General features: G+C 39.5%; 15 protein-coding genes. 5 read left to right on the top strand and 10 right to left on the bottom strand.

The features are described 5' to 3' along the window. Positions 1–54: 54 nt before the first annotated feature. From urtA to ACG916_RS14720, 3 genes are all read right to left on the bottom strand, one after another. Complete coding sequence (gene urtA, locus ACG916_RS14730) at positions 55–1,344, bottom strand: urea ABC transporter substrate-binding protein (protein ID WP_151802412.1); 1,290 nt, start codon at positions 1,342–1,344, stop codon at positions 55–57. Positions 1,345–1,919: 575 nt separating this feature from the next. After that, positions 1,920–3,800, bottom strand: coding sequence for a DNA topoisomerase IV subunit B (parE, locus tag ACG916_RS14725; RefSeq protein ID WP_004718669.1), 1,881 nt, complete (start codon positions 3,798–3,800; stop codon positions 1,920–1,922). A 16-nt stretch (positions 3,801–3,816) separates the two neighbouring features. After that, positions 3,817–4,401, bottom strand: a complete 585-nt coding sequence (locus tag ACG916_RS14720) for a YqiA/YcfP family alpha/beta fold hydrolase (protein ID WP_419281163.1) — start codon at positions 4,399–4,401, stop codon at positions 3,817–3,819. Positions 4,402–4,644: 243 nt separating this feature from the next. Here ACG916_RS14720 and ACG916_RS14715 point away from each other — a divergent pair, with 243 nt between their 5' ends. Further along, positions 4,645–5,976 carry a PGAP1-like alpha/beta domain-containing protein gene (locus ACG916_RS14715; protein WP_004818342.1) on the top strand — a complete coding sequence of 444 codons (1,332 nt, stop codon included), beginning with the start codon at positions 4,645–4,647 and terminating at the stop codon, positions 5,974–5,976. Positions 5,977–6,012: 36 nt separating this feature from the next. On the opposite strand, the gene ACG916_RS14710 is transcribed toward ACG916_RS14715, so the two are convergent. From ACG916_RS14710 to gshA, 3 genes are all read right to left on the bottom strand, one after another. After that, complete coding sequence (locus ACG916_RS14710) at positions 6,013–6,528, bottom strand: hypothetical protein (RefSeq protein ID WP_419330288.1); 516 nt, start codon at positions 6,526–6,528, stop codon at positions 6,013–6,015. A gap of 76 nt (positions 6,529–6,604) precedes the next feature. After that, positions 6,605–7,099, bottom strand: a complete 495-nt coding sequence (locus tag ACG916_RS14705; RefSeq protein WP_004818338.1) for a disulfide bond formation protein B — start codon at positions 7,097–7,099, stop codon at positions 6,605–6,607. 28 nt (positions 7,100–7,127) lie between these two features. Beyond that, a complete protein-coding gene (gshA, locus tag ACG916_RS14700) occupies positions 7,128–8,705 on the bottom strand; it encodes a glutamate--cysteine ligase (protein WP_419330287.1) in 1,578 nt (525 codons plus the stop codon). A gap of 210 nt (positions 8,706–8,915) precedes the next feature. Here gshA and ACG916_RS14695 point away from each other — a divergent pair, with 210 nt between their 5' ends. After that, entirely contained in the window at positions 8,916–9,455 is a 540-nt protein-coding gene (locus tag ACG916_RS14695; RefSeq protein ID WP_004718682.1) for a DUF924 family protein, read from the top strand. Positions 9,456–9,554: 99 nt separating this feature from the next. Here the strand turns inward: ACG916_RS14695 and ACG916_RS14690 are convergent, their stop codons facing one another. Then, positions 9,555–10,082: a dihydrofolate reductase family protein gene (locus tag ACG916_RS14690; protein WP_419330285.1), complete on the bottom strand. Its 528-nt coding sequence runs from the start codon at positions 10,080–10,082 to the stop codon at positions 9,555–9,557. A 239-nt stretch (positions 10,083–10,321) separates the two neighbouring features. Here ACG916_RS14690 and ACG916_RS14685 point away from each other — a divergent pair, with 239 nt between their 5' ends. Next, positions 10,322–10,888, top strand: coding sequence for a CC0125/CC1285 family lipoprotein (locus ACG916_RS14685; RefSeq protein WP_004718687.1), 567 nt, complete (start codon positions 10,322–10,324; stop codon positions 10,886–10,888). Between the two features lie 28 nt (positions 10,889–10,916). After that, positions 10,917–12,236 carry a DUF445 domain-containing protein gene (locus tag ACG916_RS14680; protein ID WP_419330283.1) on the top strand — a complete coding sequence of 440 codons (1,320 nt, stop codon included), beginning with the start codon at positions 10,917–10,919 and terminating at the stop codon, positions 12,234–12,236. A gap of 67 nt (positions 12,237–12,303) precedes the next feature. Here the strand turns inward: ACG916_RS14680 and ACG916_RS14675 are convergent, their stop codons facing one another. The 3 genes from ACG916_RS14675 to ACG916_RS14665 all read right to left on the bottom strand — a co-directional run bounded on the left by ACG916_RS14675 (position 12,304) and on the right by ACG916_RS14665 (position 14,356). Beyond that, complete coding sequence (locus ACG916_RS14675; protein WP_034611176.1) at positions 12,304–13,062, bottom strand: SIMPL domain-containing protein; 759 nt, start codon at positions 13,060–13,062, stop codon at positions 12,304–12,306. 352 nt (positions 13,063–13,414) lie between these two features. Then, positions 13,415–14,005, bottom strand: coding sequence for a helix-turn-helix transcriptional regulator (locus tag ACG916_RS14670; RefSeq protein ID WP_419330281.1), 591 nt, complete (start codon positions 14,003–14,005; stop codon positions 13,415–13,417). A gap of 39 nt (positions 14,006–14,044) precedes the next feature. Continuing rightward, complete coding sequence (locus ACG916_RS14665; protein ID WP_419330280.1) at positions 14,045–14,356, bottom strand: cupin domain-containing protein; 312 nt, start codon at positions 14,354–14,356, stop codon at positions 14,045–14,047. Positions 14,357–14,603: 247 nt separating this feature from the next. Between ACG916_RS14665 and ACG916_RS14660 the strand changes: the two genes are divergently transcribed. Beyond that, positions 14,604–15,623 (top strand): carbon-nitrogen hydrolase family protein, encoded by a 1,020-nt coding sequence (locus ACG916_RS14660; protein ID WP_419330279.1) that lies wholly within the window; start codon positions 14,604–14,606, stop codon positions 15,621–15,623. The last annotated feature ends 227 nt before the right edge of the window (positions 15,624–15,850 follow it).

The following is a 15,850-nucleotide window of genomic DNA, read 5'->3' as shown; positions in this document are numbered from 1 at the left end:
AGTCATCAGTTAAGCCCACTATGCATATAGCGGGCTTTTGGGGTCGTAAAGTCTTTATTTAGGAATGTACGGGCTCCATGGTTCCGCTTTGATCGGTTGCGGGCTCTTGTAAACCACATCAAATTGCCCATCACCACGAATTTGTCCAATCATCACTGGCTTATGTAAGTGATGATTAGTAGCATCCATACTTAAGGTATAGCCTGACGGTGCTTTAAAGCTTTGACCTGCCATCGCTTCACGGACTTTGTCCACATCCGTTGTTCCCGCTTTTTCAACGGCTTGTTTCCACATATTGATACCAACGTAGGTGGCTTCCATTGGGTCATTGGTCACCAATTTACTGGCATTGGGTAGCTTATATTCCACTGCATATTGCTTCATCTTATTGACGAATTCAGTATTCACTGGATTTTTCACAGACATGAAGTAGTTCCAAGATGCCAAATGCCCGACCAGTGGTTTGGTGTCGATCCCGCGTAATTCTTCTTCACCGACTGAAAAAGCCATCACAGGAATATCCGAAGCTTTTATGCCTTGGTTACCCAATTCACGATAGAACGGTACGTTAGAATCGCCATTGATGGTGGAAATAACCGCAGTCTTTTTACCCGCAGCGAATTTCTTAATATTGCCGACAATGGTTTGATAATTACTGTGTCCAAATGGCGTGTATTCTTCCATGATGTCTGCATCGGCAACGCCTTTAGACTTTAAGAATGCACGTAAAATTTTGTTGGTGGTTCGCGGGTAAACATAGTCGGTACCTAATAGGACAAAACGTTGCGCCTTACCTCCCTCTTCACCCATTAAGTATTCAACAGCAGGAATCGCTTGTTGGTTAGGTGCTGCACCTGTATAGAAAATATTCTTAGACTGTTCTTGGCCTTCGTATTGCACTGGATAGAACAACAGACCATTGAGCTCCTCTACAACCGGTAACACTGATTTACGAGAAACTGAAGTCCAGCAGCCAAAAATGACAGCGACTTTATCCTGAGTTATCAACTGGCGGGCTTTTTCAGCAAATAATGGCCAGTCTGATGCAGGATCAACGACAACGGGCTCAAGCTTTTTCCCCATCACCCCACCTTTGGCATTAATTTCATTGATTGCCATCAGTGCCGTATCTTTAAGCGACGTTTCAGAGATAGCCATTGTTCCAGACAATGAATGCAAAATGCCCACTTTAATTGTGTCACCGCTTGTGGCAGTTGCCGATTTATTTTCTGCTGCGGGTTTCGCTTCCGTTTTATCTGCGGGCTTTGAGCAAGCTGTCAGCGCAATGCTCCCCATCATTGCCACAGCGAGAAGTGTTTTTGAAAACATTTTTTGTTGGAACATCATCTTTTTCTCTCCAAACCTTTTGGTGCATTTTTGAATGCGCGATTTTGCTTTTACCTGACAGGCTTAATTCAATTTTTATGCCAAGTGGAGAATTTGTGCTTTTATCGCTGAATATTTTTCTTGATAAAATATAATAAAATCAAAACATTAAATGCTATTAGTTTTATATAAATTGAAGATACATTGATAGGCATCAAATGCCTTTCAATCACTGGATATAGCCAGCACTTAGCAAGTAAAAATGCGAGATTAAAAGCCACACTGGTCAAATTAAGTGCGATTTTTTTTGTTTAAAATGAGCGATGAGAGTGCAAAAAATTTACCCAAAATTAAATTTTTAGGGCTTTCGGGATAAATTTTGCTTTACAGCACCAAACGATTTTGACGGGATAATCCAATCCCTAAGATGGATGGAGTCGAGGTAAAAGAATAGGAGAAAAAATAGAAAGGCAATACAGAAATAGTTTGTATTACGATCAATATAATTCTGTTTGCATCAATGCGATATTTAAGAGGTACCAAAAAAATGATGCTCTCAGGCATCATTTTTTAAATATGCATAAGTTCAGCGATCAAACACTCAGATCAGCTAAATTACCTTTTTGCTCTAACCAGTCTTTACGATCACCTGACCTTTTTTTGGCAAGTAATTTATCCAGTAAGCCTGTTGTGTGATGCGTGTCGTCCAAATCCAACTGCACCAAACGACGTGTATTTGGATCTAAGGTGGTTTCACGCAATTGACTGGCGTTCATTTCACCCAAACCTTTAAATCGAGTAATTTGCGGGTTTTTAGATTTAACTCTCTTTAAGATAGCTTCTAACTCTTCGTTATCAAGCGCGTAATAAACATCTTTGGCATCATCGATACGGAACAATGGTGGCATTGCAACATATAGGTGCCCAGCATCGACCATTGCAGGGAAATGCTTGACGAAGAGTGCACAAAGCAAGGTCGCGATATGCAAACCATCTGAATCGGCATCGGCAAGGATACAAATTTTGCCATAACGTAATTCGGAAAGATCATCACTGCCCGGATCTACACCGATTGCAATCGCAATATTATGCACTTCTTGAGAAGCCAACACCTCGTCAGAAGACACTTCCCAAGTATTTAAAATTTTCCCACGAATCGGCATGATCGCTTGGAAGTTTTTATCACGGGCTTGTTTTGCTGAACCACCGGCAGAGTCACCTTCGACGATAAACAGTTCCGATTCTTCAAGGGTATGACCGACACAATCTGATAGTTTTCCGGGCAAGGTAGGACCGGCAACAATCTTTTTACGTTCAACTTTTTTAGCTGCTTTTAAACGGCGACCCGCTTTCGCAATCACAATCTCAGCCAATTGCATGGCCACTTCAGAGTTTTGATTTAGCCAGAGTGCAAAAGCATCTTTGGCAATATTTAAAACAATGTTAGATGCTTCTCGGCTTGAAAGACGTTCTTTGGTTTGTCCTGAGAATTGTGGCTCTTGGAATTTAAGCGACAGAATATAATTGACCCCGTCCCAAACATCTTCAGCAGACAATTTGAGATTACGTGGCAACAAGTTACGTAACTCACAAAACTCACGCATCGCATCGGTAACACCTGAGCGTAACCCGTTTACATGGGTTCCTCCTTGTGCCGTCGGGATCAAATTCACATAACTTTCCTGAATTTGTTCGCCACCCTCAGCATTCCAGCAAATTGCAAACTCAGCACTGGCGCGTTCAGCTTCACCCGTTGCAACAAAGGCAGGATCTGGAATGATTTCACGATCTTGTAATTCATCCATCAAATAATCGACGAGACCATTTTCAAACTGCCATTCAATTTTTTCGTCATTAATCTGGTCAATATAATTAATTTGTAGACCAGCAGCCAATACAGCTTTGGCTTTGAGATTATGTTTTAACGCTTTTAAAGCAAATTTAGGTGAGTCAAAATATTTCGCTTCTGGCCAAAAATGTACTGTTGTTCCCGTAGCACGTTTTGGCGCTTTACCTTCCAAAACCTCTAAAGGCGCAACAGGTTCACCATGTTCAAACGCCATTTTATAAAGATTGCCGTGGCGTTGAACTTCAACCTCAACACGATCAGACAAGGCATTGACCACGGAAATCCCTACACCATGCAAACCGCCCGAAAACTGATAGTTATCGGTGCTAAATTTACCGCCTGCATGCAGTTTCGTCAGGATAATTTCAATCCCGCTTTGTCCGTATTCAGGATGAATATCGACTGGCATACCACGCCCATTGTCTTCGACCGACAACGAACCATCTTTATATACCGTAACAGTAATTTTATTGGCATGTCCTGCAAGTGCCTCATCGACAGCATTATCAATTACTTCTTGCGCCAAATGGTTTGGACGAGTGGTATCGGTATACATACCTGGACGGCGACGTACAGGATCTAGACCAGATAATACTTCAAGTGATTGGGCCGTATATTGAGACACGTTGAGTTTTTTCCTTTTATTTTACGGAGTATGATAAAAATTCCAGAATCATGGGTATTTTATCTGCAAAATCTTCCATCGCATGATTACCATGCATTTCTGTCATGATCAATGATGTGTGTGGAGCTGCACTATAATACCGTTCAGCGTCACGATAATCTAAAACTTCATCACCTTGTTGCAATAAGACCAGTATTTTGTCTGCATCTTGTACAAATGGCACGGCAATCGCTTCCAAATAGTCAAGTTGTAAACGATCTAAAGTCCATTGTTCATTGATCTTATAGGGAATCTGTTCAATTCCAAATAAGTTACTGAACAATTGCCATGGTCGCATAGCTGGATTAATTAAAACAGCAGGCACACCATATTTTGCGACCAATTGTGTCGCATAAAAGCCACCAAAGCTACTCCCCACCAGTGCAACATCAGGCAATTTTTCAATGAGCGCTGAAATTTGATCTAAAACCTGTTGCGGATGCTGGTTTAAATCAGGCAAATGCACACTATGCGATGAATAACATCGACAATAATCATCTAGTTGTTGCCCTTTTATTGATAAAGGACTACTTTTAAAACCATGTAAATAAATAATATTCATTGAAAATAGTTTGCTTTTTTACCACCAATGTTTTAGTTTTTAATGTGATTCAAATCACATTATTGTTTTAATTTGTATATGTCAGGATATTGTCCGACAAAAAACTAAAACTTAATCGCAATTATCGGTATTTTAAATAGCGTTCAGGATGAACAAGATAAGATGATTGCCTAGGGATTTATACATTGATCTACAGCAAAAATAAAGTCTTTGTTCCAGATCAATATGGATGAGGAAATAACAATGCCAAGCTTAACCCCTTTACACGAAACCTATTGTAAGTGGGATCGTTCGCCTCCAAGTCAGGCCGACGTATTAGAAGGTTTAGCGCAGTTAGTGAGTACGCCACTCAGTGGCATGGTTCAAGACTTCATCCAGTCGATTCAACGTGAAATGTTGCTGAGTATTTTTGGCTTAAGTAAACAAAAAGCCAAACGATTCCAATCCCGTCCAATTGTCGATAAATTCTATCAATTTGGTTATCACGCATTGCAAAATTATGGTAGCCACCTGATTGCTCCAATTTTACGTAAAACCATTGAACGTTTTCCAAATTTACATGATAAGCCATTGACCTCTCACATGACTTTTTTGGTCAGTGTTTTAAATGGGGTACTGGGCGATTATTTATTGGCAACCCATAATCCGCTCGCACTGTCACCTGTGCTCTATGATCATTATGGTTCATTACAGCAAGGTGATTTGGCTGGCCGTGTGGTGATTTTCTCTCACGGTTTATGTATGAATTATCAAGACTGGACCAATCGTAACAATGGCGGTATTGGTGAGAAACTCTTGGCGCAACGTGATCACAACACCATGTTGTATTTTCACTACAATACTGGACGCAGAATTTCAGCCAATGGACGTTCATTGGCAAATCTTTTAGAAGATTTAATCAAACGTAACCCTCGCATTACCAGCATTGATTTAATTGGCCACAGTATGGGCGGCTTGGTTTCTCGCAGTGCGCTGTTCTATGGCAAACAAAACATGCACCAGTGGTTCCACATGGTTGAGAATCTGGTTTGTATTGGTTCTCCGCATCATGGTGCGTTATTAGAACGTTTCGGATTTGCCATGCAAGAGAAAGTGGGTAATTTCCCGATTGTTAAAATGATCAGCCATATCGTCAATATCCGCAGTAATGGCATCTTAGACTTGCGTTATGGAAGTGTTCGAGATGATGACTGGGAGCATAACAATGCCCGTATTGGTTTGATGGATGACAACCGCAAACCAGCTCCGCTACCATCGCATATCAATACCTTTTTAATTGCAGGTACCTTGGAGTTTGAAAACCGTAAAAACCGCACCTTAAAAGTGATTGGCGACTATCTGGTCAGCGTTAAAAGTGCCTTGGGTGAACACCCGAACCCACGTTTCCAGTTGAAATTACCTGAATCGCATAAAGCTGTGTTTTATGGCTTAAACCATCTTGAGATTCAATATCATCCTTTGGTTTCGGAACAAATTGCCAAATGGTTTTATCCGCACCATGACGAATTGGCAGAAGAACAAATTCGCAAATATTTGATTAAATTAGAAAGTATGCAAGGGATTGTTGAGACCTAATTGTAAAAAAGGCTGATCTTCAGTCAGCCTTTTTTGCTATTTCACTTCAATTTGATAAGACTTGTTCTGCTGAGGATCAATCATGTCACCATATTCATCAAAGTTTGATTTTTCTGCACATTGGGTATCGATCAATAAGCGCTGATTTTTTACAATAAAATCTTGTTTTAATTCACAAGTCCAAGCTTTATTATAAATTTTTTGGCTGAGCTTTTTGCCTGTTAAGTCAAATTGCGTCACCTCAATCAGCGACTGAGCAAGCGTTCTTGCTGGATGGCTCTGCGACACAGACAATACGTAGTATCTGCCGCCATGTAATTGACAGTCTTCGATTCGACTTGAAAAATAATCTGGATTGACAATAAATTTTTTAAATGGCTGAGCACCCAATTTGATATAGGAAACATCGGCTGGAATGGTGTCATCAAATTCAGATTTAAACTGACAAGACACATCTTTACTGACCACTTTGCTGGCTGGTTTTGCAGAGACTTGTGCTGTAGCCAAACAGACCAGTATGCCGATCCCGGCTAAATTTATTATATGTTTCATGATTTTGCTTGATTTATAAATAATTGAAGTTTATATGAAAAAGAGCCAGTTTAGACTGGCTCTTAATGTTTTTAAATTAGTACTTTCTAAACAACTGCCATAGACTGATCAATGCCAATACACTGAAAAACAGTAATGACCAAACAGGTAAAGACTGTCCTAAGAAAGTCCAATCAACCATGGCACATTCGCCAGAACCCTTAAGCACATTTTCAAACACAGCCTTTAAAGGTAAAGTGTTGACCCAATAGTCCAGACCGGGACCACAACTTGGGACCTGATCTTTGGGTAGGTTTTGTAGCCACACATGACGAGCGGCAACACCAACTGACCAAGAAATCGCAGCTAAACCCAAAACGCTATAAATGCGCTTAAATACATTTGTTTTTGGGTTATGCAAAAAGGCAATCAATGAAATTAGCCCTAGACCAATCAATCCAATACGTTGAAATACGCACAGTGGACATGGCTCAAGCCCTTGTACATGCTCTAAATAGAGCGCAAATGACATACCAATCACACTTGCCAAAAATAAAAGACCACTTACGAAGCGATAACTACGCCATTGCATGGAACTTCCTCATTATCTAATTAATGCTTTATCTAAATTTACTCAGATAATCCTCGAAACTTATACTTGTATTTTGTTCAAGTTGCTGTTGTTCTGCGAGAGATGTTCGAGTAAGCCCCTCAAAATACGCTAAAGTTTCTGGACTTAATACATGTTGTTCGTAACTTTGGATATGTTGATTGGCCATATAGCCACCAAAATTCCATGTGCCACCTTGCTCTACAGTATCGGCAATCACATGCGCTGATAGCGTTTCATCCACATCATCAATACGTGTTTGCATCACCGTCAATGCTTGGCGATATAAATCTGTGGCATAGGATTGGTTGAGTAGATCTGCAAGTGGTTGCATGGCGGTGACATGCTGTTGAATCCACTCAAGTAATGGATATTCAACACCCGCTTCAATGATTTTCGCATTTGGCGCACGACCACGATTGACCACTTCAGCCTGATTTTGCTCAATAATATCTTGTTCTTCATCCCATAGATCTGGGCTTTCTTTAAGCAAGCAATACAACGCAACCACTTCCAAGAAGCCTGCTGTATCCTCATCGATGCCAATCGCACTGTATGGATTTACATCTACCGCGCGTAACTCAACATAGCCAATCCCACGATTTGACAAGGCCTGAGATGGCGTTTCCCCTGCTTGTGGCACTTGTTTTGGACGGACTAAGCTGTAGTATTCATTTTCAATTTGTAAGACGTGATCATTAATTTGAATCGGCTGACCATAGGCATCGTTTAAACCTAAATGACTAAACTGTGCATAAGGTGAATTGACCGCTTTTTGTAATTCAGCCACATAACTTTCTAAATTGTTGTAATGAATACCCAATTGTTTTTGGGCGGAATTTTGATAACCAAAACGCCCCATGCGCAATGCTGTGGCATAAGGTAGAAATAATGTGCCTTTGATTAAAGGCAACAATTGATGTTCACGCCCTGTCATAAAGCATTTACAGACTGAAGGGCTAGCACCTACCAAATACATCACGAGAGGAGTTAAACGAATAAAGTTACGGATCAACCCAAGATAACGATGACTGCGATAATCTTGCAGGCTTAATGCTTTAAGCGCTTCATTACTTTCGTGTTGTTGTAATTGTTCAAATAACGTATCTGGGAAAGACACATTATAGTGCACACCCGAAATCGTCTGCATACGGCGCCCATAACGGATGCCGAGACCATGACGGTATAAGGTTTTGAATTGACCAATATTGGATGTGCCATATTGTGCCAAACGGATATTTTCTTCTTTGTCATCCAACATACATGGCATGGACAAAGTCCACAGCTTTTCATCATTTTCTAAATGGCGATGCACAACAGCATGTACATCGGTTAAAAAGCTTAACGCTTCAGGAATGCTTTCTTTGGGAGGTGTAATAAACTCCATCAAAGCTTCTGAATAATCTGTGGTGATATGCGGATGTGTTAGGGCTGAGCCTAAAGACTGAGGATGATCAGCCTGTGATAAAAAGCCATTACTTTGCATACGCAGGCTTTCACGTTCGATGCCACGTAACATGCCTCTGAATAAGGTAGAATCCACCCAATTTGGTACTAAAGATTGGGAAATCGTTTCGGGTTGACTCATACTTACTCGCTTATCTTAAAGAATTTTTTAAAATAAAATGTTTTGATGCGCGCAGTATAACGTTATTTATCGATATACACGTATAAGCATCGTTGTTTTAAATGAATTATTCACTTTATTTCGGAAAAGTTTTTAACACAAACTACCTCTACAAGACATCTAAAATTTGTGATTTTATAGAAAAATTACCACTAAAGAATTGTAACTACTATGAATTATCAAGAAATTATCGATTTTTGGTTTAGTGAAGAAACTCAACCATTTTGGTTCGCAAAAAGTGACGCATTCGATCAAACTTTGCACCAGCGATTTGCACATACCTTGGATCAAGCCAAACATTGTGAGCTATGGACTTGGCGTGCCACAGCAGAAGGTCGCTTGGCTGAAATTATTGTTTTAGATCAATTCTCGCGTAATTTGTATCGAGATCATGCTGAATCTTTTGCACAAGATGCCTTGGCACTTGCGCTAGCACAAGAAGCAATTCAGCTGAATTTAGATCAACAATTAAGCCCCGAACAGCGTTCATTCCTGTATATGCCATTTATGCATAGTGAATCAAAAATTATCCATATCCAAGCTTTACAGCTTTTTGAAGAGTTGGGCAATCCACTCAATTTAGATTTTGAGAAAAAGCATAAAGTGATTATTGATCGTTTTGGGCGTTATCCTCACCGTAATCAAATTTTAGGGCGAAGCTCAACGGCAGAAGAAATTGAATTTTTAAAACAACCAAATAGTCATTTTTAATCCTATTTATTTTTATCTAAACAGCTTATGCAGAAACATTTTGCATAAGCTGTTTGACCCGCACATCAAAGCATACTGATCCATCAGAAACAACAAGCGTTAGAAAACATAGCTGTGTTTAATAATGGTATTTTCAATCATTTCAGCATGTATGGACTTTAACTGCTGTTCATGCGAGTCAAAACTTGGAAATAGCGGTATGCCCTTTCCAAGAAGAACAGGCATGATAAAAACCTCTAAAGTATTGAGCAGCTTCTGTTCAATAAAGGTATTCTGCAATTGTGTTCCACCGACAATCCAGACATTGCCGTTATAATTCTGTTTAAGGTGCTCAACAAGTTCATCCACAGCTAAGTTCCACCGCGAAAGCGAGGCATGTGTTAAAGCTAAATCAGGATTAGAAGTGACAATAAATCCTTTCTGGTTTGGATAAGGCCACGCCTCACCAAAAGAACAAATCACTTCATAGGTTTTACGCCCCATAATCACAATATCGATATCTTGGATAAAATCATCATATCCACAGTCAATACTTTGAAATGGCGCTAAAAAGGCTACAGAACCATCTGGTGTTGCGATATAACCATCTGCACTTGTTGCAATATAACCTTTAATTTGAATACTCATTTAACCCTCTCTCAACAGCCTTCACTCTTAACAGTCTTGATTTTTTATCATGGATCAAATACGCATAATACCGTGCTTGTTGTTTAAATTTTACGTGAACAGTCATTTATCTTGTTGAGTATCATCCTGAATTAACAAAATTCTTCTTGAAATTCATTGTCAGTCCATCAATTTAGAACAATATACTGAGGATTATAAATTCATTAAATTCCATCCAAAAGAATGGAAAGGAGAGACACATGAACAAAGTACTCATTGGTCTAACTATTGCAGCGGCGCTCACCATCACAGGTTGTGCGACGACACCAAGCAAACCACGTACCTTTGACCAACTTGGGCAATACACTACGGTTCCACTTAACGATCATAGCTATCGCATCAGCTTCCAAGGCAATAGCAATATGAGTTTTGGGACAGCTGAAGAAATTAATCTTGTTAAAGCCGCACAAACCACGCTTTTAAATGGATTTACGTACTTCAAGGTTTTAGATGACCCAAGCAATCGCACTCAGCAACCGCCTCGTAAAGCGGTAGTTTACCCTTCATCAAACTACTATCCATATGGCTGGGGCTATCGTCGTCATCCTGTGTTCTGGAATGACCCATTTTATGATATGCCACAAGTGGTGACCATTGACCCTGTGCAAATTTCCTATACGATAGAATGTTATAAAGATAAAAAGTCATCGCCAAATGATGCATTTGACGCTCGTCTGATTTTGCAATCTTTAGGACAAAAATATGGTGTTAGTCCGACAGGACAAGTACTGCAACCACAGCCTGATGCGGTAACATCAACGAAATAAAAATGCAGAAATCGATTTAGGAAAATGAATGAGCGGAATTGAACAAAGTGAAGTTCTCAATGAAATTCCAAACTTAGATCGAAGCAAACGCTTTGCGACCATCGCCTTGGTGGTGGCTGTTGTCGCATGGTTTGCTTTGATCATTTCCGCCAAACTGATGCCTGAGTATGCTTGGTTTATTCATATTCTCATGCTGGGTGCTGAAGCTGGCGTGGTCGGAGGCTTAGCCGATTGGTATGCGATTACCGTGTTGTTTCGTAATCCCTTTGGGAAAATTCCCATTCCTAAATTTCTCAAAGATCACACCGAAATCATTCCACGTAATAAAGCACGTATTGCGGAATCGATGGGTAAATTTGTCCAAGAGAATTTTCTCTCCCCACAAATTGTTGAGCGTAGTTTAAAAAGTATTGATCTTAGTTTTGCTGTGGGTCAATGGCTAGCCAATCCTAAAAATAACGGTCAAGTGGTGGATGTTATTCAGCAAACGGTTCCGAAAATTTTCGAATTTGTGGGGCAGGATCAAATTGGACGCTTTATTCAAAACAACAGTGTGCAATGGATTCGAAATACTCGAATGAACCAATTGGCAAGTGAAATGCTGCGTGCGGTTTTAGAAAATGATTTCCATCAAGATGTATTACAACGTGGACTAGATATTGCTCATGAATGGATGATGACCCATCCTGAAAAAACCCGTGAAATCACTCAAACCATGTTTAAAGAGCTTGGTGTTTCACGCCTTGCCAAAGGTGCCAGCTGGATTGGGATTGATGTTGAGCAACGCACCATTGATTCAGTGATTGAAAAAGTGGAATCCATGCTTGCTGATCAAGAACATCCTATTCGTCAAAAAATTGAAGAAGCTGCACATGAACTTATGCTGCAATTGGCAGATAACAACAGTCATGCCAGCATAAGCTTAAATGAAACCAAGAATGCCCTTTTAGACAGTGAACCGGTACTCAACTTTATTACTGGTGCTGTGGTGATTTTATGTGATGCGGTTAAATCTGACTTACTTAAAGCAGACTCGGGTATTGCCATGAATTTAAGAATCGCCATTCAACAGCTTGGTGAAAACTTGATGCAAAATAAGTCTGTACGTGAATTGCTGAATGATCGAATCAGCGGAATTGCCATCAATTTAAGTGACCAATATAGTGAGAAAGTGATTAAGTTTATTAGTCAACGTATCCATGAATGGGACTCTACCGAAATGATCGCCAAGATTGAAAATGAGGTAGGCGGTGATTTACATATGATCCGTGTTAATGGTGTTGTGGTGGGTGCATTTATTGGTCTAAGTTTAGGTGTGATTCGTGCTGTGATTGATTTTGCGATTTAAGAATATAAAAAATGGGAGTCTAGCTCCCATTTTTTAGCACTGCACTTTTATCAATTTAAATGCTGTATCAATCAATCGCATAATTGATGGTCACCACAACCCGCGCAATTTTATTAATGGTGGCTTTGTCGTAAGCACCACCATAATCGCTATCATCATCAGAACCACTTTCAGGTAAAATATAAAACGCACCCTGACTTGCAGAACGCATTGCACCGACTTTTACCCCACCAACTTTTGCAAACTCATTGGCACGGCTATGCGCATTTTTAGTTGCATTGGCGATCAATGACATTTTTATTTCTTCTAGATTCGACACCAAATACTGCGGTTTTTGCTCGATGGAGATGCCTTTTTCATCTAATAAATACGCATCTTTTGCGGCTTTCTCAATCTTTTGAATATCACGACTATTTATCACTAGCGATTGCATCGCAGTATAACCTCTAAACTCGCGGGTAAATTTTCCCTCACCTTGATTCACTTCTTCATAATAGGGTTGAGAGCTTTTATTACCCAGTTTCATTTCTGTTGCTTTAAATCCATGCTCAATAAAGAAATCTTGTAGTGCTTTTATTTCTTGATCCAACAATTGATAGGCGGCTGAAACACTGTCTGAAGCACGACTGGTTTGCAGATGAATTTCCCAGCGCGCTAGATCTGCTTGTATGGGTTTTTCAGCCAACCCTTTGACCACTATTGAATTTTTTTCACCATTAAACTGCTTAAGTGCATAGCCCATGACACTTGCTGAGATAATGAATCCTAAACTTAGAATGAGTGCAAAGACCCATAAAGTTTTATATGTGATTGATTTATTTTCCATTATTTTAGTATCGCTAAAATTATTATAAATAAGTTATAGTAAGGATCCTACAACAAGTCAACCCACTTTGCCCCTATAAACAATATTGCTTTATGGTTTGCATTGCTGATAAAGATTAATAACGCCTTATAAAAATCAAAATAATTCATCTAATCATTATATGAAATTTACATGATCTGATTCAGCGCTTAAAATCACTGCTAAAGTGCGTTTAAGCCATCTAAAATTGCTCTGAAACGCATGAATGAAATTTCAGTTTTGACCTTATGGCCTTAAACTTGTGGGCTTAAAAATGAAAAATTTAGCATTCATCTTATCGGTAATTTTACTTCTCACTATTTTGTAGTTCTATTTAGTTAATCTTACGCATCATACTCGGCGATATACCATAATGTTTTCTAAATTCACGTGAGAATTTCGACATATCATCAAATCCACATTGATAGGCAATTTGATTAATTTTATGCGTATGTTCATTGGTCTGTATCAACATCTTCTTGGCTAATTGCAGACGACTTTGCATCACATAACGGCCAAATGTGGTTTCGTTCTGTTGAAAAAGTTTACTGATATATCGCGAACTAATACGAAGATCTTGAGCAATATCATGAATACTCAGCCCACTATTGTTTAAGTGCTCCAGAATTAAATGCTTGACCTGTACGAGCATGCTGTGGCTACTTGATCGAGGCGTTTTGTCTTTGATCTGATCAAGAACCACATAACGGAGTAAATCAAAAAATTTATGCAGTACCACCTGCTGAAGTTCTGTTGAAGCCTGCTCAGGGAACCAAAATAAATCATGTGCGTAATTTAATAATAAAATTTTCAGTGGATGCCCATCACCAAAAGCATGACCGCACAACTGGTCAGGTCGCCCAAAATACTGTTGAAATTGTTCACGAGGGAACATGAGAACCAGTTGATTGAATTGTCCATTCAAATACAAATCATACGGCTGCTGGGTATCATGAAAAATAAATTACCCTTTGCTGAGGCATTGTTCACGACCATGATACTGAACACCCATTTGGCCTTCTATCAGGAAGATAAATAAAATCTCATCATGATGACTATGTCTAATATTGGAGGCATGCCGTTCAACATGTTGACCATAGCCTTTGATTTCAACCAGTTGAATATTGCCTATATGTTTTGCAGACAAAGCACCAAAAAAGCCATGCTGTACAGAAACATTACAGGTCAATGGTACAAATACTTGACTAATCGCATCCTGCCAATAGTCACGTTGCAGCTTATTTTTGACACGCCTTGTGTCATAGTTAAACATCATTGTCTCTCTTATTTTTAGACGCTTATGCAATAAAGCTAATCCGTTTAGCATAATTTGTAAACCTTCAACTCAGCGCCCCCTAATTTTGAGATCAAGCAAAATTTATCTCTTTTAAATTTGAAATCATTTTTGGATTTTTAGTTCCGTATAGATCTATTTTTTGTTCCTGCTCAGCATACCCCCTGATCAATCTTTGGCTTTATAACCAAAAGTGCAATATTGCTTAGTTATTGAGAAAGGATCACTCATGAAAACTTCAATTAAAGTCGCTTGTGTACAAGCGGTTCCTGCATTTCTCGACTTACAAGGAAGCGTAGACAAAACCATCAAAATTATTGCCGAAGCAGCGGAAAAAGGAGTTGAACTTATCGCCTTTCCAGAGACTTGGATTCCAGGCTACCCATGGTTTTTGTGGTTAGATTCTCCCGCTGCAAATATGCCTTGGGTATATCAATACCATCTCAACTCTCTTGAACTTAACAGTGAACAAGCCAAACAAATTGCGGATGCTGCAAAAAAATATAATATGCATGTGGTTTTAGGCTTGAGTGAGCGTGATCATGGCAGTCTGTATATTTCCCAATGGATTATTGATCATCATGGGGAAACCATTGCTGTTCGTCGAAAATTAAAAGCCACCCATGTAGAACGGACTTTATTTGGTGAAGGTGATGGTAGTTCTCTGCAAGTCTATGACACTGCGCTTGGTCGCATTGGAGCGCTGTGCTGCTGGGAACATTTACAACCCTTAAATCGTTATGCAATGTATTCTCAGCACGAACAAATCCATATCGCAGCATGGCCTAGTTTTAGCTTATATACAGATATGACTGCCGCACTTGGTGCAGAAGTCAACAATGCGGCTTCACGTTTGTATGCAGCTGAAGGACAGTGTTTTGTGCTTGCATCTTGTGCGATGGTTTCGCAGGAAATGATTGACGCTTTATGTACCGATGAAACAAAGAAACAGTTACTAAAAACTGGTGGTGGCGCATCACGAATTTATGGCCCTGATGGTGGTAATCTTGTCACTCCACTTGCCGAAGATGAAGAAGGTCTGTTAATCGCTGACATTGATCTTAATCATATTATTTTTGCCAAAAATGCAGCAGATCCTGTAGGGCATTATTCTCGTCCAGATGTTTTTCAGTTGGTATTTAATGCTCAACATAAACCCAACGTGATTTATTCAGCACCCTCTGTACGTTCCGCTATAGAGCCAACAAATGTAGATGTGACAGCAGAATTGGAGGTTGAAGGAGAATAAATAAGGATTTGCTATTTTTAGTTGTGAAGGCGAACTCAATCTTGGTCAATTTTTAATTAAAGGAAGGTTCTATAAGGGCCTTTCTTTAATAGAGGCTCTTATGTGAAATGTTTTATGTAATTAAAATCTCGGGACTGTTCTAAATTTTGTGTAAGTACTTAATTTTCATTTATCCTTCAGAGGATAATTACAAAAGGTACTTCACATGGATGAAGCAACAATCAAAA

This window comes from Acinetobacter legionensis, from assembly GCF_048552295.1.
Classification (GTDB): Bacteria; Pseudomonadota; Gammaproteobacteria; order Pseudomonadales; family Moraxellaceae; genus Acinetobacter.
This window is presented reverse-complemented; position numbering and strand designations above follow the sequence as displayed.

Coding starts and splice junctions, on each gene's coding strand:
- ACG916_RS14720 (WP_419281163.1), bottom strand. CDS start 4,401: ATGAATATTATTTATTTACATGGTTTTAAAAGTAGTCCTTTATCAATA.
- ACG916_RS14710 (WP_419330288.1), bottom strand. CDS start 6,528: ATGAAACATATAATAAATTTAGCCGGGATCGGCATACTGGTCTGTTTG.
- ACG916_RS14675 (WP_034611176.1), bottom strand. CDS start 13,062: ATGGAAAATAAATCAATCACATATAAAACTTTATGGGTCTTTGCACTC.
- ACG916_RS14685 (WP_004718687.1), top strand. CDS start 10,322: ATGAACAAAGTACTCATTGGTCTAACTATTGCAGCGGCGCTCACCATC.
- ACG916_RS14705 (WP_004818338.1), bottom strand. CDS start 7,099: ATGCAATGGCGTAGTTATCGCTTCGTAAGTGGTCTTTTATTTTTGGCA.
- ACG916_RS14680 (WP_419330283.1), top strand. CDS start 10,917: ATGAGCGGAATTGAACAAAGTGAAGTTCTCAATGAAATTCCAAACTTA.
- ACG916_RS14660 (WP_419330279.1), top strand. CDS start 14,604: ATGAAAACTTCAATTAAAGTCGCTTGTGTACAAGCGGTTCCTGCATTT.
- ACG916_RS14715 (WP_004818342.1), top strand. CDS start 4,645: ATGCCAAGCTTAACCCCTTTACACGAAACCTATTGTAAGTGGGATCGT.
- ACG916_RS14665 (WP_419330280.1), bottom strand. CDS start 14,356: ATGATGTTTAACTATGACACAAGGCGTGTCAAAAATAAGCTGCAACGT.
- ACG916_RS14690 (WP_419330285.1), bottom strand. CDS start 10,082: ATGAGTATTCAAATTAAAGGTTATATTGCAACAAGTGCAGATGGTTAT.
- gshA (WP_419330287.1), bottom strand. CDS start 8,705: ATGAGTCAACCCGAAACGATTTCCCAATCTTTAGTACCAAATTGGGTG.
- ACG916_RS14695 (WP_004718682.1), top strand. CDS start 8,916: ATGAATTATCAAGAAATTATCGATTTTTGGTTTAGTGAAGAAACTCAA.
- urtA (WP_151802412.1), bottom strand. CDS start 1,344: ATGTTCCAACAAAAAATGTTTTCAAAAACACTTCTCGCTGTGGCAATG.